Consider the following 16,780-nt stretch of genomic DNA (forward strand, 5'->3'; position numbering starts at 1 on the left):
AATTACAAAACATTCCATATTAAAGCACGACAAATCTTCGTGCAAACGATTTGTGGCCAATCGCCACGCGTAAAATGTATACGCCCGGCGCGAGCGACGCCACCGGGACATCATTTGTTTGCTGCCCATGCAGATACAACGGACGGCCAACCGCCTGACCGGTGATGCTGTAAATCTGTGCCGTGGCAGCCCGGTCGATGCGAACTTCCAGTCGTTGTGTCTGGCGTGCGACGGGATTAGGTCCGAGGTAGATCGCAGGATCTCCCGGCAGGACGCCTTCATTGTCATGGCGCAGAATGTATATACCGCCTTGCATATTGCCCACCACCAGGGCCGGTCGCGCACTGCTAAATAAATTGACAGCCACGGGCCACACCCGCCCGCCCAGGTTGTAGGATTCGTATTCGCCCAACAGCGGATTCCACAGAATATTGGTGGAGGCATTTTCTGCCTGCGTAGCAAGACGAAAATTACTGACAATGCGCAGGACACCCGTCTGATCGCCCATCACCAGGTCGACCGTGCCGTCGCCGTCGAGATCCCCCACCGCGCAAGCGATGTTCTGACGAACCACGCTGGACGTGAGGCCCAGATACGCGCTGGTCTCGAGTACAAAGCTCAGCCCCCCCGTATTTCGCAGATAAAAGAGCGTACCGTTGGTACGGCCATACAAGAGATCGGGACGCCGGTCGAGGTTGACGTCAACGACGAGTATGTTCTCCGACGAGACTAGCGTAGCATTATTGGGCAGCGCAGGGAGCGTAATAAGTTGACGATCGTTCAGGGAAAAGTTGGCGCTGCCACTAGCGCGGTTCGGAATATAATACAGGCGTGTCACCCCGTCGTCCGGAGAGGTACCGGTGAAGACGAGATCGTTGCTACCGTTCGCGTCCATATCGGCAAACTGGATCTTGACGTTATAAAGCCGCAGCGAGGTAAAGATGAGATAATCCGGATCGACGAGCGTAAAGATGGGTAGTTCGGCCGAGCCGGTGTTTTCGTATACCTGTATCGTGGCGTAAATAATGTCGGAGCTGTTTTGGCTGATGAAGAGGTCATAGTCACCGTCGCCGTCATAATCCAAAAAGGCGGGCACGGCGTTGTCTCCAACTTCCAGCATGGCGTCTTGTAAGAAGTTATTCTTGACAAAGGCGAGCGATGGATCAATATTCGTACCGTTGTTTTTGTACAGCCAGCTGGACCGCGCGAGGTCGATGAATGTCGCCGGGTCAGCCCGGTTGATCTGTTTACTGGGCAGGTTGGTGGAGACAATGATGTCTTTTTTACCGTCGAAATCGACGTCCTCGTAATAGGCCGCAGGGTACAAGAAGTTCGGTGAGGTTACCCCGGGAAAGTTGACATTGGTGTTAATAATGGGAGCATCGAGGGTGCCCTTGTTTTCGAGTAGCCAGAGGTGATTACACGCCGCCTCGGATAGCAAAATGTCCGGTATGCCATCGTGCGTGAAGTCTTGCACAAGCAGGCTTTTGCCGCCGGCATGTTCGGGCCGCCCCCCTGTAAAACAGGCAGCATTATCAAAGGCAAAATTGCCGCAGCCACACTCCACGAAGCCTCCCCATTTGGCGGTGATGCGTTTGAAGTCCAGCGAATCACAGCGGCTGTGATCCTCCATGCCCAGATTTTTATAGTAGCCAACCGTACCATTGCTACCAAAGCTGATGCTAAAGATGTCGAGGTCGCCGTCGCCGTCTACATCCGAAATCGACGGCATGTCATCGGGAGCCATTTGAAGATTTGTTTTGATCTCGCCGGATCCTTTATATAATACCGCATCACTCATGCCACTACCACTGTAAAAACGAATATGCTTCCATGCCGGTAGGCCGCCATCGGGAGTGATGTTACGAAATACACGAATGCCAAAGTTGTCGCCGGTGAAGATGTCTTTCCGACCATCACAGTCATAATCGCGTAGCAGTAACCAGTTGATGATCTCGGTTGGAAAAAAACGTTCGTAGGCAGGCGTGTATACATAACGACCGTCTTGCTGCAGGAAAGTAGAAATTTTTGCCGCCATGCGGTCGTACACCACGAGGTCGTCCTTGCCATCGTGGTCGAGGTCCAGCGTGTTGTATTGGGGGGCATTCAGTCCGCCGGCCCAGGCTAAGTCCAGGTTGCTCTCGGCGCTGGTGACCAGCACCGAATCTTCCAGCGTATACGTAAACTGGGCTTGCAGGCTTAGCGGGAAGAGAATCAATGCGGCGTGTAAAAACCTTCTCATGTAAAATAAATTTCTTCCTTAGCATAACGTAGTCGCGATACGGCCTGTTATCTTGCTGCAAGATACTTTTCTTCTGGGTTAGCCTGGAAGGATGGTCGTGTTAATATAGAGAATAGTACCGTATGGAAATAGCCGCATTGTATGCCCGGTTCAAAGAGGCAGGAAGGGTATCCACCGACACCCGTAAAATTGAGCCCGGAGCGATGTTTTTTGCGCTGAAGGGAGACCGTTTTAACGCCAACGAATTTGCCGCGAAGGCCCTCGAGGCCGGTGCCCGGTACGTAGTGATAGATGAAGCCCGGTATAAAGTGGACGATCGCTGCCTGCTGGTGGACGACGTGCTAACAGCCCTGCAGGCGCTGGCCCGGCATCATCGCAGCCAGTTAAAAATGCCGGTAGTAGGACTGACGGGCTCCAATGGAAAGACCACCAGCAAAGAGCTGGTCAACGCCGTGCTGAGCCAGAAGTTTAAGACGTATGCCACCAAAGGCAACCTGAACAACCACATCGGTGTACCGCTCACACTGCTGGCCATAGACGACTCGTATGAAATAGCCGTGGTAGAAATGGGTGCCAACCACGTCGGCGAGATCGCGCTGCTTTGTTCGATTGCCAATCCCACACACGGTTTTATTACCAACATCGGCCGGGCTCACATCGGTACTTTCGGCGGATATGAAAATATCATCCGCGCGAAGTCTGAATTATACCAACACCTGCTGACGCATCAGGGCACCGTGTTTATTCAATCCCAAAATCCCGTATTGGCCAATATGGCCGAGCGCTTTGCCACCCCGGTATTTTACCCCGCATCAGGCGACTACTATCACTGCGAGCTGATCGATGCCGACCCGTTCGTGCGCGTGCGCGCCGAGAACGGCGACACGATCACGACCAACCTGATCGGCAGCTACAACTTCGAGAACATCGCGGCGGCCTTGTGCATTGGCAAGTTCTTTGGCGTGGACGACAAACTGGCAAACCAGGGCATCGCCGCCTACGTGCCGGGAAACATGCGATCGCAGATTGTACAGAAAGGCAATAATACCGTTATACTGGATGCGTACAACGCAAACCCCAGCTCCATGCAGGCGGCCATCGAAAACCTGGCAGCAATGAAAGCCGACCGGAAAGTGGCGATCCTGGGCGATATGTTCGAGTTGGAGGAAGAGGCAGAAAAGGAACATGCTGCGTTGGGCGCATTGCTGCGCGAAAAGAATTTCACCGCGGTATACCTGTGTGGCAACCTCGTGCGCGCGACGGCAGCGGCCTTACCCGGCGCCCGGCACTTCACCACCAAGGAAGACTTGATTGCCGACTTAAAAAAGCATCCGCTCGAATCAGCGACAATCCTCGTAAAGGCGTCACGCGGCATTGGACTGGAAATGATAGTCGACAGCTTATAAACACACAATAGTATTTACGCATGGAGTTTACACCCATACTCAAGTTCCTGAAGGACCTGGCTAAGAACAACGATCGGGAATGGTTTGAAAAGAACAAGCCGCGCTACGTAGAGGTGCGTGAGTATTTTGAGCAGGCCGTTGGAACCTTGTTAAACGACATGATCAAATTTGATGCATCGCTGGCAGGCCTGGAACCGAAGAAATTGATCTTCCGCATCTACCGCGACGTACGCTTTAGCAAAGACAAAAGACCGTATAAGAATAATTTCGGTGCCGGCTTCTCCGCATCAGGCAAAGGACTCGGCATGCCTGGATATTATTTTCAGGTGCAGCCCGGCGGGGAAAGCTTTGTAGCCATTGGATTTTTTCAACCCGAGCCGGAGATCCTGGCCCGGGTGCGTCAGGAAATAGACTACAATGCCGCCGCGCTGGAGAAGATTTTTCGCGAGAAAAAGTTCAAGGCAAACTTCGAAAAGTTTTGGGATGAAGGCGCGCTGAAGAATGCGCCCAAAGGATACCCCAAAGATCACCCCCATGCCGACTGGCTGAAGCTCAAGAGCTTTATTGTCATTCGCAACTTTAGCGACGCTGAAGTGGCCGACAAGAAATTCCTCAAGCAAGTGGCCGACACACTTAAATCGGGCAAGCCATTAAATGATTTTCTGAAAGAAGCGCTGGCATAGGTAGACCGCGCCATTAACTTTGTACCATGTTTTTATATAATGTAACAGTGGGCATCGACAAGGAGCTTGAAGCGGAGTGGGTGCAATGGATGAAGGGGCAATATGTACCGGTGGTGATGGCTACCGGCATGTTTGTTGACTGGAAGATGTACAAGGTATTGCACGACCAGGAAGACGGCTCGGTGTCGTACAGCGTGCAATATTTTGCCACAACGATCGAGCAGGTAGTGCAATTTGTTGAGCAAGTGGAGCCGGAGCTGAACAAGGCACACCAGCAACGCTATAGAGATAGACATGTGGCCTTCCGCACATTGCTGGAGGAGGTTTAAATAATGACAAAAAAAATACCCGGTTCGTCAGCCGGGTATTTTTTATATGTCCTTTCTTCAAGCTGTTAATACACGCTACTTCTTGCGTATTTTTCGAACGGTGCTCTTCGTGCCGTTAGTTGCTTTCAACAGGTAGTTTCCTGTCGGTACACCACTCAGGTCGAAGTTATGTTCGATGTTATCGATGTTCTCTTGCTTCAATACGTTGCCTGAGTAATCCAGCAACAATACTTTGCCGCCGCGCCATGACGCGTCGAAGAGCAAGGTCACTTCATCTTCCGCCGGGTTGGGATAGGGCACGATTTCGGTTGCCTCCGCGGTGCGGGCGGCTGCGGTCGCAGTGCCGTACACTTCCAGCTCATAGATAGAATAGCCCCACTCGGTGCCGCGTACAGTAGCGTTGATGCGTACATACCGTGCCGTGCCACTCAAGCCAGTGTGATCATTCACCAGCGTCGTGTTGCCCGTAACCGGTTTTAATGTAGACCATGCGTTGCCATCGTTGGACGTTTCAATAACATAATCCTTGCCATAGGCCGCCTCCCACGTGATCTTCACGCGGCTGATGGAATATGTGCCACCGAGATCCACAGCGATCCACTCGAGCGCTGTCTCTGCACTCGCCCAACGGGTGGTTGTAGCGTTGCCATCAACAGCTTTGCCGCCTTCCAGACCCGCAGCCTCTACTGAAGAGGTTGTTACGGACTTGTTCAGCGCGATGTTTGATACCGGGTTTGTTACCAGCGAACCGTATACTTCCAGTTCATAGATAGAGTAACCGTAAGGTAAACCGCGTACGGTATTATAGACCCGTACATAACGTCCGCTGCCACTCAGGCCAGCGTAGTCGTTTACAAGGGCGGTATTGCCCGTTACCGTGCGCAACGGCACCCAGTTGTTGTTATCGGATGAGATCTCGATGACATAGTTGGCAGCATAAGCAGCTTCCCAGGTAATCTTCACCCGGTTTACGGCGTAACTTGCTCCTAAGTCAACAGTGATCCACTCCGTCGCAGTCTCAGCGCTGGCCCAACGCGTTGACAGGTTGCCGTCCACGGCTTTGCTGCCTTCCATGCCCGCGCCTTCAATAGAGGAGGTCGTAACAGCCTTGTTCAGCGCAATGTTCGAGCCGCTGTTGCTGGTAGTAACAGAAACAGTCACAATGCCTGATGTAGTAGAAGCACCGGCGTTGTCCGTAGCGATGGCAGTTAAAGAATAGCTGCCTGCGCTTACGTTGCTCCACGTATAGCTATAAGGTGCAGTGTTGTCTGTACCCAGCAGAGTAGTGCCCTGATAGAATGAAACACCGGTAATGCTGCCATCAGCGTCTGCGGCATTGGCCGTGATTGTAACACTGGCAGGTGCTGTGAAGCTGCTGCCGCTGGCAGGTGCCGTGATGCTCACAGTAGGCAATTGGTTGGTGCCACTACCCGGGAAGTCATCGGCCGGGCTCATGATCTTGTCGCGGATCCACAGACCAGCTTCTTTCAGGTTGTTCGTAGTCCAGGGACCGTTCGGAGAAATGCCGGTCTTCCATACCGCACCCGACAGCGGGTCGTCTGAATAGTTCCAGTTGGTCCAGCTGATCTTCTTCTGACGCATCATGTCGATGTAACGCTGCGTCATCACAAAATCGTTGGGGCCGTCACCCGATGCCTCTTGCGAGCCAAATTCAGATACGAATACGGGCAGGCGGTCGGCTGCCCAGCTCAGCTCGTTCAGGTATTGATCGCGATGATCTTTTGCATAAAAGTGGAATGTATACATCACGTTCGGAAAGCTGAGCTGATTGCTGACAATGTCTTGCGCGCTGCGGCCCATCGATATACCCATCGAGCTCCACGCATGCGTACCGACAAGGACAACAGCATCCGAGTCAATCGCACGGATCACAGGAATGATCTGGTCGGCATACGTCTTAATAACAGGCCACGTGGTGTTGTTGCCGTTAGGCTCGTTACACACGTCATAGATGATGTTATTGTAACCCTTAAACGTGTTGGCGATCTCCGTAAAGAAAGTCTTGGCACGGGCCAGGTTGAAGTTCGGATCACCCGGGGTGAGCTGGTGCCAGTCTACCAGGGCATACATGCCGCGTTCGGTAGCTTCGTTCACCAACGTCTTCACCTGGTTGGTGTAACCGGTCGGGTTGGTTTCGTAACCACCTTCCTGCACATACAGCGAAATGCGGAGAATGTCAGCGCCCCACTCGTACGCGAGGGTGTTGAGAGAGTTTTCGTTCAGCGACTTACCCCAGCCGTGCCACTGAATACCGTGCGTGCTCATGCCGCGCAACTGAATGGGGTTGCCATACTGGTTGCAAAGCTTGGTGCCAATCACCCTTAGCTGACCGTTTTTCTGCACGGGCGTCTGTGCGTGCGCCGTCGGCGCCGACAGCTGCCAGCAGGCTGCGATCAACAGTAGGTGTAACATAACAATTCGGAATAGTTTAATCATAGTATTGAAATTTGGTTTTGGTTGTACACTTGAAACAGGCCGTGCACGGCCTGAAGAGGGAATTAAAACTCCGGATGAATGGGGGAAAGAAAAAAAGCATTGATTAAACGGTTGGCGTCAATTATTAAAAGGCAGAGTCAAAAAAATCTCTTTACAAGGGTTAGCTTCCAATGGGTAGAAAATAACGGTGAAATTTTTTTGACTGCGTGAACCTAATGGCAGAGGACATGGTTCTAAGAGCATACCGATCGGTATGGTTTTACCAAAAGGTTAAGAACAATGCCAAAAGCAGAACAAACCCGGACATTTATCATCGAGCGCACGGCCCCCGTGTTTAACATGAAAGGTTATGCGGGCACATCACTATCAGATCTCGAAAAGGCGACTGGCCTGACAAAGGGCAGCATTTACAACAACTTCGCAAACAAAGACGAAGTAGCCCTGGCCGCCTTTGACTACAACCTCAACATGGTCCAAACGCTCATCGAATCGGAGATGGCAAAGGCCGAATCCGCACATGAAAAGCTGATGGCGTACATACGCGTTTACAACGACCCTTCCTTTCGCAATGCTTTTCCGCAGGGCGGTTGCCCCATCCTGAATACCGCGATTGACGCCGACGACACACATCCGGCGTTGCGTGAACGCGCGCATGCTGCCGTGATGGATTGGAAAGACACCATTGTAGCGGTGATCAGGCAAGGTATGCAGGCGGGTGAGTTTAAGGCATCGGTCAACGCGCAGGAGGTGGCGGTGGCCATAGTGGCCATGATCGAAGGCGGCGTCATGATGGCGCGCGTGACGGGCAAGCCTGCCTTACTGAAAACGGTGATGCGTTCGGTCGAACATACCGTCAAAGAATTATTATCAGAATAACCTACACACAAGTATAAACTATGAAAACAACAAACAACACCGTCCTGATTACGGGCGGCAGCGCAGGCATTGGCCTGGAGCTCGCAAAACAATTTGAGGCCGCAGGAAACAAAGTAATCATTACCGGTCGTGATGCCGCCCGGTTAAAGAAAGCCACTGATCAGTTCCCCGGCGTAACCGGCATCGTAAGCGACGTAACCCGCACAGCCGACGTAGACAAGCTCGTGGCTCAACTGCAGGCAGAATTCCCCGGCCTAAACGTTGTAATCAATAATGCAGGCCGCGCCTTCGTACACGACCTGGCCCTCGCAGAGGGTACGTATGACAAGGCAGCAGAAGAGATCGAGACCAACTACCTTTCGGTTATTCGACTGAATGAAAAACTGATCCCAATTCTCCGCGAACAATCGGAAGCAGCGATCGTCGACGTGTCATCGATCGTGGCCTATACACCGAACCACATCATCGCCACCTACAGCGCCACGAAAGCTGCTTTGCACTCGTATACCGTGTCGCTACGCCACGCGCTATCGAAAAACAGCAGTATAAAAGTGTTTGAGCTCATGCCGCCGCTGGTGAATACCGAGTTTTCGCACGACATCGGTGGTGCAGAACGCGGCATACCTCCATCCGTAGTAGCCGCAGATTTGTTGACTGCATTCGAACAAGACAGCTACGAGGTACGCGTGGGCGACACAGCCTATATCTATGAGCTGAGCCGCACATCACCCGATGACGCATTTGCTGTTCTGAACCCGGCATAACCAACCACTCCGCTCCCAATGAAAACAGAACTGAAACAAAAGATAGCCTTCGCCTTACTCATGGGCATTGTAACAACGGGCGTAATCTCCTTCACGTTAATTAGCATTAACGTGGGATTCATCGAACGCTTCTGGCAAATTTGGCTCCGCTCATGGGCAATGGCCTACATCGTAGTAATCCCCGCCATCCTAATCATCGGCCCCAAAATTCAGTTACTGGTTCATCGGTTGATTCCACACAACGAATAGTAGGAAATTGGCGTAATGAATTTAGCATATAGCAAAGGGGCTTACGCCGACGTAAGCCCCTTTGCTTGCAATAATGTTTCTAATTGAACTCGCTCCAACGAGCAATTCATCCAGCTACCATCAATCGCCGCCCCATATTTCTTATAAAACTCAATCGCCGGCGTATTCCAATCCAACACCTGCCAGATCATACCATTACAGTTCTCATCCAGCGCACATTGCATCGTGCGGTCAAAAAGCTGCTTCCCCATGCCGTTGCCGCGTTGACTCTCCGTGACGATGATGTCCTCCAAATAAAGCCGTTTCCCCTTCCACGTAGAATAACGCCAGTAATACAACGACAGTCCCACAATACCCTGCTCGTTCTCCGCTACGAAGAACCCATAGATAGGAGCAGGCCCGAACCCGTCGCGTTCCATTTGCTCGACGGTATTGGTTACTTCGTGAGGCGCGCGTTCAAACAATGCCAGCTCTTTGATAAGCTCCAGCACGCGCGGTAAATCTTCTTTTTTTCCTTTGCGAATCTGAAATGCCATGATGATTGTTTACATATCTTTTTTAGCCAGCGGCGGTACCACACCCATATTGTACCAGCTGAAAGCAAATTGGTCGGCGTCAAGATCGATAGCCTTCGACAGGTTCGACGCGCCATGGGCGGACTTCGTGTCTATCCGGATCAACACCGGTGTCTCGCCGGCATGATATTCTTGTAGTGTCGCCGCGAACTTAAAGGAGTGAGCGGGCACCACACGGTCGTCATGATCGGCCGTGTTCACCATTGTGGCCGGATACGTCGTACCAGCCTTGATATTGTGAAGCGGTGAATACCCTCTCAGGTAATCAAACATTTCTTTCGAGTCGCTTGCCATGCCGTAATCAGGTGCCCACCCCGGACCAGCAGAGAACTGATGGTAACGCAACATGTCCATGACACCTACGCCCGGCAGTGCTACTTTAAACAAGTCGGGGCGTTGGGTCATACACGCGCCCACCAGAAGCCCACCGTTGGAGCCACCCTTGATGGCGAGGTGATCGGCAGACGTATACTTTTCTTTAATGAGATATTCAGCGGCCGCAATAAAATCATCGAAGACGTTTTGCTTTTGAAGTTTGGTGCCGGCCTTGTGCCAGCGCTCACCATATTCGCCACCTCCGCGAATGTTGGGCAGTGCGTACACGCCACCATTCTCGAGCCATACCAGCAGCGAAGGATTAAACCCGGGTGTGAGTGAAATGTTAAAGCCACCGTAACCATACAGCAGCGTGGCATTTTTACCATCGAGGGCCAGGCCGCGTTTGTGTACGATGAACATCGGCACTTTTGTACCGTCCTTGCTCGTGTAAAACACTTGCTTCATTTCGTAGTCGTCGGCGTTGAAGTTCACCTTGGGTTGTGCATAGAGTGTCGACTTGCCGCCGGCGATGTCATAGCGGAAGATGGTCGTGGGGTAGAGAAACGATGTGAAGCTGTAGAACACTTCTTTCGCGTCTTTTTTTCCACCACCCCAGCCGGCAGCGCCAATGCCGGGCAGTGCTACGTCGTGCTCGAACTTGCCGTTAAGGTCAAATTGCTTGATGAGCGACTTTACGTCTGCGGTATATTCGGCAAACAGCTTGCCGCCAATGGAGCTGAAGGATGCGACGTCTTTTGTTTCGGGTATCAGGTCCTTCCAATGTTCTTTGGACGGGGCAGTAATGTCTGCTATGACCAGCCGGTTGTTGGGCGCTTTGTAATTTGTCTGGATATATAGTTTTGAACCTACGTTCTCGACAAAGGAGTGGTCGTTGTCCTGGTCGCCCACCAGGGTGACGATCTTGCTGCCGGGGTCGCTCAGGTCTTTGATGTACAACTCCTGACCCGATGTGCCGTTGGTAGCGACAATTACGAGGAACCGCTGGTCTTCGGTAACCAGAGCGTCGAGGTAACGCTTCGGATTTTTGTCGTCGCCAAAGATCAATACATCTTCGCTGCGCGGTGTGCCGATGCGGTGGTAATACAATTTTTGATTTTCAGCTTTGGCCAGCAGCTTGCTGCCCGCGGGCTTGTCGTAGGCAGTGTAATAAAACGAATCGTTGCCCTTCCACGCGATGGAGGCAAACTTCAAGTCGTGCAGCGTGTCTTCCAATACACTTTTGGACACGGCGTCGATGACGATGGCGTCGTTCCAGTCGGAGCCGCTCCGGGACACCAGGTATACCAGTCGAGAGCCGTCGTTCGTGTAGCTTAAGCCGGCAAGTTTGGTCGTGCCGTCGGCCGAAAAGGTATTGGGATCGAGAAATACTTCGGCGGCGCCATCGTCACCCTTTTTACGGTAATAGACGTTTTGGTTTTGCAAACCGTCATTCTTGGCATAGTACAGGTAGTCGCCTTTGCGGAACGGCGTGCCCAGCCGTTCGTAGTTATATACTTCGCGGAGGCGACTTTTGATCGCGTCGCGATACGGTATTTTAGAAAGGTAGCCCGCGGTTACTTCATTCTGCGCTTCAACCCACGCGCCGGTTTCTTGCGCGGTATCGTTTTCCAGCCAGCGGTAGGGGTCTGCTACGGCCGTTTCGAAATAGGTGTCAACGGTGTCTACTTTTTTTGTTTGAGGATATTTCATGGTATCAGCGTGTTCTTCTTTGCCGGGTGTACAGGCCGTGATGCAAAAGGCCAGGCATGCGGCGATGGGTATGATAAAAGTCTTCATGGGCGGAGGTTAAGGGTATTAGCGCTCAAAGTAACGCTGCGGAACGAATTCCCCAAGACAAGTTTGGTAATCGGCCAAACGGGCAGGCACTATTTCTTTCTGGTAGCATATCCGTATAGTATAGATAACCTCCTGTATGAGCAAGCAAAAACTTCTGGCCGGCCTGGCCATCGTTTCCTTCGCCGGAACGATCGTCGTCAACGCCCTGGCAAACCTTCTGCCTATCAATGGATTGAATACAGGGCAGGTATCCGATCGCTATCCCAGCCTTTTCACACCCGATGGTACAACCTTCCTCATCTGGAATGTCATCTATCTGTTGCTGGCGGGCTTTGTGATCCTGGCCTGGAACCGCCGCCACCTATCGGTGGTGCAACAGGTATTACCGTGGTTCATCGGAACCAGTGTGCTCAACATGACGTGGATTCTCGTGTGGCATTACCTGTTTATCGAAGTGTCGATGCTGATTATGTTGATGCTGCTCACCGTGCTGGCCCGCATCTTTGTCACGATTTACGGCGCGCGGTTGGCCGACTGGAAGGAAAAGACCTTTATTCGGCTGTCATTTGTGTGTTACCTGGCGTGGATCTGCGTGGCGACCATCGCCAATGCCGCCGCACTGCTGGTATCGATTCGGTGGCAAGGCGGTCCGTTATCGCCACAGGCATGGACCGTCGTCATGATGATCGTAGCCGCGTCACTGGCATTCTTTATGGCATGGCGGTATCAGGCCCCTGCGTTTATATTGGTGGTCATGTGGGCGTTGCTGGGCATCTATCTTCGCTGGCGCCACACCGAATTTACCGGCCTGATCTATACCGCCATGGTGCTTGTACTGGCGTTGGGCGCTGCATTTATCGCACTCTTTCGCAAAACAGGCGAAGTCAACACGGGTCGCGCTTAGCTTTCGCTATCGAAGTAAAGCTTGTAATAGTGCTTGCCCTGCACTTCGTCAAATCCCTTCTCGATTAATTCGCGGTTGCCGTGAATATAGATGTGAAAATTCTTGTCCAACTTGAGCACGGTCTTAAAAACCTTGGCCTGGCGCTTGACAGCCTGGACCGAGATCTCAAATTGATCCATGACGTCAAACTCGTTTTCGGCCATAAAGTTTTTACCGTAATTACGGAAGGACTCGATCACGTCGGCGTCGCCCAATACACTCGTCTCAAACTCGGCTTTGCTAAACTCCTCGTTTGACTTGAAAAAGTCTACGGACCGGTTAAGAAGATCGATCTTTTCAGCCTTCGATACGTTAAACTCCTCTGACAACTGCTCAGAGACAAACTGCCGGGTCATGTTCATGAAGTTGCTGGTGTGGTGGAATGCATCCGATTGCGGTGTAACATTCAGGAAGTCATGTTTCCAGAAATGAGCGTCTGACTTGTTGTCGACGATCATTACTTTAAAGCCCGACGCTCGCTCGGTATCCAGGATGATACAGCCCTTATCCAGCTTGCGCACGTTGGTGCCTTCATCGGTATAGAGCTCGAAGTCGCGCGTCAGCTTGAGGTAGTTCTCTTTGTTCTCAGACTTGAAGATGCCCACGCCATTGTATAGCTCGTGATCCACTTCAATGCCTTTGACGTACGCTACATACAGCTCGCCCGCTTTGATGTTGGGGTGCTGGGTAGCGCCAAAGAGATGTTTGGCGATGTTGATGGAGTTATCGTATAGCGAATACGGATCGTCAAAAATATCACAGGCAAACCGGTAGAGTGGATTGAGTGTAAAATCCTCATTGGAGAACGTAAACGAATAAAACTCCGGCGTTGTAAATCCCGATAAGAAATACGATCGCAGCAAGCTGACAAGATTATCGTCTTGCAACTCGAACGGGCCTTCCGATAATTTCAAAGGATCGCCATTGGCATTGTTGCCGACGAAATGCGCAGCGACCTGCTGCAGCGAGCTGAGTGCTATATTGATCATCCCTTCTGCCTACGCGATTAGATCAAAACCAGTATACGGCACCAGCACCTTTGGAATGCGAATGCCTTCCGGTGTTTGGTTATTCTCCAAAATAGAAGCCACGATCCGTGGCAAGGCCAGCGCGCTTCCGTTTAGGGTGTGCAGCAGCTGTGTTTTGCCTTCTTTGTTTTTGTAGCGAAGCTTCAGTCGGTTTGCCTGGAAAGTTTCAAAATTGCTCACAGAGCTTACTTCCAGCCAGCGCTGTTGGGCCGCGGAGAATACCTCCAGGTCGTAGGTCATGGCCGAGCCAAAGCCCATGTCGCCGCCACACAGCAACAGCTTGCGGTAGGGTAGCTCGAGCTTCTCCAGCAAACCCTGTACGTGAGCGCACATGATTTCAAGCGTTTCGTACGATTCCTCCGGCTTGCGGATTTGTACAATCTCCACCTTGTCGAACTGGTGCAGGCGGTTGAGCCCGCGCACGTGCGCGCCCCAGCTACCAGCCTCGCGGCGGAAACAAGGCGTATAGCCTGCGTTTTTAATGGGCAGGTCATTATCACCAAGAATAACGTCGCGGTACAAGTTGGTAATCGGTACTTCGGCGGTGGGAATTAAATACAGGCCGTCTTCGTTTACAAAGTACATCTGGCCTTCTTTATCCGGCAGCTGGCCGGTGCCATAGCCGGATTCTGCGTTCACTACAATAGGTGGTTGTATTTCGCGGTAGCCCTGGCTCACGGCTTCATCCAGGAAGAAGTTGATGAGTGCGCGTTGCAAACGAGCGCCTTTGCCTTTATATACCGGGAAACCCGCCCCGGCGATTTTGGTGCCCAGGTCGAAGTCAATGATGTCGTATTTCTTGATAAGATCCCAATGCGGCTGCGCGTCGGCGGGCAACGTCGGTACCGTGCCGTGCTGGTATACCGTCACGTTGTCTTCCGCACCAACACCGGCGGGAACGTTCGGGTGGGGTATATTGGGGATTTTATACAACAGTTCGAGTTGTTTCTTATCAAACTCTTCGAACGATGCTTCCAGGTTTTTTACGTTTTCTTTGTCCGCCGCTACGGCCGCGCGCAGCGAGGTAGCGTCTGCGGATTGACCCGACTTCATCAGCTCGCCAATCTTCTTGGCATCGGCGTTTGACTTTGCTTTGAGCTCGTCGAGCACTTTTTGAGTATCACGACGACGTTGATCGTTTTCGAGTACTTCGCGAACCAACGTTTCCCCATCCTTGAAATTACGTTTTCGTAAGCCTTCCAGTATGGTGTTGGTTTGTTCGCGGATCGCTGCTACCTGTAACATTGTGTATGATTTTTTAGAGGCTCAAAAATAGGTTTTTTGATCGTCCAGCGGGGTTTTCACGTGAAGAAAATATTTTTAACGGTTTGATAATTTTCAATTTTGGGCTATACTTGCAGAGTCGTTCGGCTTTTATCTCCAGCCCTCTGAATAAATCCGGAATTTTTTATCAAATTTTTGTCCTGTATTTCATCTGTTTACCCTGTTACCATTCAGCCATGGTGCTGAGCAACGTATTCAATCATTTTTAATAAAAATTCAATCCATTTCCCATTCCCATGTACACTATTGATGACCTGAATGTCAGGCTCCTTTCAGAATTGAAGGAAATTGCGGAAGATATGGGCGTTAAAAACGCCAAGAAGCTGTCCAAGCAAGACCTTATCTACAAAATACTCGATCAACAGGCTGTATCGGGTGAAAAGACTCCCGCCAAAAAATCAGCCCCTGCCGCCGCCTCTGCTCCCGCGACCGAATCTGCCGATGCATCTGCTGCCACTGAACGCAAAATGCGTCCGCGTCGTCGCGAAAACGTAGCGCCTCCCACCGCCGCTACACCGAAAACAGATAGTGAATTCACCTCTGACGAACTGCTTGATAATATCAACATCAACTTTGATAGCCCTGCTACTTCGAACTTCGATGACACGTCAGATGCCGATATAGAAAATATTATCATCAATGAAGAGCCTCGTCCCGATCGCCTCAGCCGCGACGAGCGACACCAGCCCCGCGCGAATATCCGCGAATTTGATGGTGCTATCAGCAACGAAGGCGTGTTGGAGATCATGCAGGATGGCTACGGCTTCCTGCGCTCGTCCGATTACAACTACCTGGCTAGTCCCGATGATATCTATGTTTCGCCGTCGCAGATCAAATTGTTCGGTCTGAAGACAGGCGATACCGTAAAAGGCTTTATTCGCCCGCCGAAAGAAGGTGAGAAATACTTCGCGCTGCTGAAAGTAGAATCCGTAAACGGAAAGACTACCGAAGAGATTCGCGACCGCGTTGCGTTTGAATACCTCACGCCGCTCTTCCCCGAGCAGAAACTGAGACTCAGCACAACACCCGACAACATGTCTACACGTATTCTCGACTTGTTCTCACCCATCGGTAAAGGACAGCGGGGTATGATCGTCGCCCAACCGAAAACAGGTAAAACGGTCCTGTTGAAAAATATTGCCAACGCCATCGCTGAAAACCACCCCGAAGTATACCTCATCGTGTTGCTCATCGACGAGCGCCCGGAAGAAGTTACCGACATGGCACGCAGCGTAAAGGCAGAAGTAGTTGCCTCTACCTTCGACGAGCAAGCGGAACGCCACGTAAAAGTTTCTAGCATCGTACTCGAAAAAGCAAAACGCATGGTAGAGTGTGGTCACGACGTAGTGATCCTGCTCGACTCGCTGACACGTCTGGCCCGTGCATACAATACCGTAGTACCTTCTTCAGGTAAGATCCTGTCAGGTGGTGTGGATGCCAATGCACTGCACAAACCGAAGCGTTTCTTCGGTGCGGCCCGTAAGATTGAGAACGGTGGCTCGCTCACCATCATCGCGACAGCGTTGATCGATACCGGTTCGAAAATGGACGAAGTAATCTTCGAAGAATTTAAAGGTACCGGCAACATGGAGCTCCAGCTCGACCGCAAGCTCGCCAACCGCAGAGTTTACCCGGCAATGGACGTACCAGCTTCCGGCACACGCCGCGAAGATCTGTTGATGAAGCAAGAAGATCTGCAACGCGTATGGATCCTGCGCAAATTCATGGCCGACATGAACTCAGTAGAAGCAATGGAATTCCTGCAGCAGAAAATGAAAGGAACACGCAACAATGAGGAGTTCCTGGCATCCATGAACGGATAATAAATT

At 51.7% G+C, this 16,780-nt stretch carries 14 protein-coding genes; 8 read left to right on the top strand and 6 right to left on the bottom strand.

Going from position 1 to position 16,780, the window contains the following annotated elements; all coding sequences use genetic code 11:
- Window positions 1-19: 19 nt before the first annotated feature.
- Window positions 20-2,242, bottom strand: a complete 2,223-nt coding sequence (locus KK062_RS02590; RefSeq protein WP_254082667.1) for a T9SS type A sorting domain-containing protein — start codon at window positions 2,240-2,242, stop codon at window positions 20-22.
- Between the two features lie 122 nt (window positions 2,243-2,364).
- On the opposite strand from KK062_RS02590, the gene KK062_RS02595 reads away from it, so the two are divergent.
- From KK062_RS02595 to KK062_RS02605, 3 genes are read left to right on the top strand one after another with little or no spacing between them, the layout of a single operon-like run.
- Window positions 2,365-3,648 carry a UDP-N-acetylmuramoyl-tripeptide--D-alanyl-D-alanine ligase gene (locus KK062_RS02595; RefSeq protein ID WP_254082668.1) on the top strand — a complete coding sequence of 428 codons (1,284 nt, stop codon included), beginning with the start codon at window positions 2,365-2,367 and terminating at the stop codon, window positions 3,646-3,648.
- Between the two features lie 20 nt (window positions 3,649-3,668).
- Entirely contained in the window at window positions 3,669-4,331 is a 663-nt protein-coding gene (locus KK062_RS02600; protein WP_254082669.1) for a DUF2461 domain-containing protein, read from the top strand.
- A 26-nt stretch (window positions 4,332-4,357) separates the two neighbouring features.
- A complete protein-coding gene (locus KK062_RS02605) occupies window positions 4,358-4,660 on the top strand; it encodes a DUF4286 family protein (protein ID WP_254082670.1) in 303 nt (100 codons plus the stop codon).
- Window positions 4,661-4,735: 75 nt separating this feature from the next.
- On the opposite strand, the gene KK062_RS02610 is transcribed toward KK062_RS02605, so the two are convergent.
- Window positions 4,736-7,093: a cellulase family glycosylhydrolase gene (locus KK062_RS02610; protein ID WP_254082671.1), complete on the bottom strand. Its 2,358-nt coding sequence runs from the start codon at window positions 7,091-7,093 to the stop codon at window positions 4,736-4,738.
- Between the two features lie 303 nt (window positions 7,094-7,396).
- Between KK062_RS02610 and KK062_RS02615 the strand changes: the two genes are divergently transcribed.
- From KK062_RS02615 to KK062_RS02625, 3 genes are read left to right on the top strand one after another with little or no spacing between them, the layout of a single operon-like run.
- Window positions 7,397-7,993 carry a TetR/AcrR family transcriptional regulator gene (locus KK062_RS02615; protein WP_254082672.1) on the top strand — a complete coding sequence of 199 codons (597 nt, stop codon included), beginning with the start codon at window positions 7,397-7,399 and terminating at the stop codon, window positions 7,991-7,993.
- 20 nt (window positions 7,994-8,013) lie between these two features.
- Window positions 8,014-8,757 carry an SDR family oxidoreductase gene (locus tag KK062_RS02620; protein WP_254082673.1) on the top strand — a complete coding sequence of 248 codons (744 nt, stop codon included), beginning with the start codon at window positions 8,014-8,016 and terminating at the stop codon, window positions 8,755-8,757.
- Window positions 8,758-8,775: 18 nt separating this feature from the next.
- On the top strand, window positions 8,776-9,006 hold the full coding sequence (locus KK062_RS02625; RefSeq protein WP_254082674.1) for a DUF2798 domain-containing protein: 231 nt from the start codon (window positions 8,776-8,778) through the stop codon (window positions 9,004-9,006).
- 41 nt (window positions 9,007-9,047) lie between these two features.
- On the opposite strand, the gene KK062_RS02630 is transcribed toward KK062_RS02625, so the two are convergent.
- Both KK062_RS02630 and KK062_RS02635 read right to left on the bottom strand, forming a co-directional pair.
- Window positions 9,048-9,542, bottom strand: coding sequence for a GNAT family N-acetyltransferase (locus KK062_RS02630; RefSeq protein ID WP_254082675.1), 495 nt, complete (start codon window positions 9,540-9,542; stop codon window positions 9,048-9,050).
- A 9-nt stretch (window positions 9,543-9,551) separates the two neighbouring features.
- Window positions 9,552-11,696 (bottom strand): prolyl oligopeptidase family serine peptidase, encoded by a 2,145-nt coding sequence (locus KK062_RS02635; protein WP_254082676.1) that lies wholly within the window; start codon window positions 11,694-11,696, stop codon window positions 9,552-9,554.
- Window positions 11,697-11,832: 136 nt separating this feature from the next.
- On the opposite strand from KK062_RS02635, the gene KK062_RS02640 reads away from it, so the two are divergent.
- Window positions 11,833-12,600, top strand: coding sequence for a TspO/MBR family protein (locus KK062_RS02640; RefSeq protein WP_254082677.1), 768 nt, complete (start codon window positions 11,833-11,835; stop codon window positions 12,598-12,600).
- Here the strand turns inward: KK062_RS02640 and KK062_RS02645 are convergent.
- Window positions 12,597-13,628, bottom strand: a complete 1,032-nt coding sequence (locus tag KK062_RS02645) for a nucleoid-associated protein (RefSeq protein ID WP_254082678.1) — start codon at window positions 13,626-13,628, stop codon at window positions 12,597-12,599. The genes KK062_RS02640 and KK062_RS02645 overlap by 4 nt on opposite strands.
- A 9-nt stretch (window positions 13,629-13,637) precedes the next feature.
- A complete protein-coding gene (gene serS / locus KK062_RS02650; protein WP_254082679.1) occupies window positions 13,638-14,912 on the bottom strand; it encodes a serine--tRNA ligase in 1,275 nt (424 codons plus the stop codon).
- Between the two features lie 275 nt (window positions 14,913-15,187).
- On the opposite strand from serS, the gene rho reads away from it, so the two are divergent.
- Window positions 15,188-16,774, top strand: a complete 1,587-nt coding sequence (gene rho / locus KK062_RS02655) for a transcription termination factor Rho (RefSeq protein ID WP_254082680.1) — start codon at window positions 15,188-15,190, stop codon at window positions 16,772-16,774.
- Window positions 16,775-16,780 lie beyond the last annotated feature (6 nt).

It is taken from the genome of Dawidia cretensis (genome assembly GCF_018598175.1).
In the GTDB taxonomy this organism is placed as follows: domain Bacteria; phylum Bacteroidota; class Bacteroidia; order Cytophagales; family Cyclobacteriaceae; genus Ohtaekwangia; species Ohtaekwangia cretensis.

Excerpts from the sequence above, each read along its gene's own strand:
- serS (WP_254082679.1), bottom strand. The coding sequence starts at position 14,912 with ATGTTACAGGTAGCAGCGATCCGCGAACAAACCAACACCATACTGGAA.
- KK062_RS02595 (WP_254082668.1), top strand. The coding sequence starts at position 2,365 with ATGGAAATAGCCGCATTGTATGCCCGGTTCAAAGAGGCAGGAAGGGTA.
- rho (WP_254082680.1), top strand. The coding sequence starts at position 15,188 with ATGTACACTATTGATGACCTGAATGTCAGGCTCCTTTCAGAATTGAAG.
- KK062_RS02600 (WP_254082669.1), top strand. The coding sequence starts at position 3,669 with ATGGAGTTTACACCCATACTCAAGTTCCTGAAGGACCTGGCTAAGAAC.
- KK062_RS02645 (WP_254082678.1), bottom strand. The coding sequence starts at position 13,628 with ATGATCAATATAGCACTCAGCTCGCTGCAGCAGGTCGCTGCGCATTTC.
- KK062_RS02610 (WP_254082671.1), bottom strand. The coding sequence starts at position 7,093 with ATGTTACACCTACTGTTGATCGCAGCCTGCTGGCAGCTGTCGGCGCCG.
- KK062_RS02635 (WP_254082676.1), bottom strand. The coding sequence starts at position 11,696 with ATGAAGACTTTTATCATACCCATCGCCGCATGCCTGGCCTTTTGCATC.
- KK062_RS02630 (WP_254082675.1), bottom strand. The coding sequence starts at position 9,542 with ATGGCATTTCAGATTCGCAAAGGAAAAAAAGAAGATTTACCGCGCGTG.
- KK062_RS02605 (WP_254082670.1), top strand. The coding sequence starts at position 4,358 with ATGTTTTTATATAATGTAACAGTGGGCATCGACAAGGAGCTTGAAGCG.
- KK062_RS02640 (WP_254082677.1), top strand. The coding sequence starts at position 11,833 with ATGAGCAAGCAAAAACTTCTGGCCGGCCTGGCCATCGTTTCCTTCGCC.
- KK062_RS02625 (WP_254082674.1), top strand. The coding sequence starts at position 8,776 with ATGAAAACAGAACTGAAACAAAAGATAGCCTTCGCCTTACTCATGGGC.
- KK062_RS02620 (WP_254082673.1), top strand. The coding sequence starts at position 8,014 with ATGAAAACAACAAACAACACCGTCCTGATTACGGGCGGCAGCGCAGGC.
- KK062_RS02590 (WP_254082667.1), bottom strand. The coding sequence starts at position 2,242 with ATGAGAAGGTTTTTACACGCCGCATTGATTCTCTTCCCGCTAAGCCTG.
- KK062_RS02615 (WP_254082672.1), top strand. The coding sequence starts at position 7,397 with ATGCCAAAAGCAGAACAAACCCGGACATTTATCATCGAGCGCACGGCC.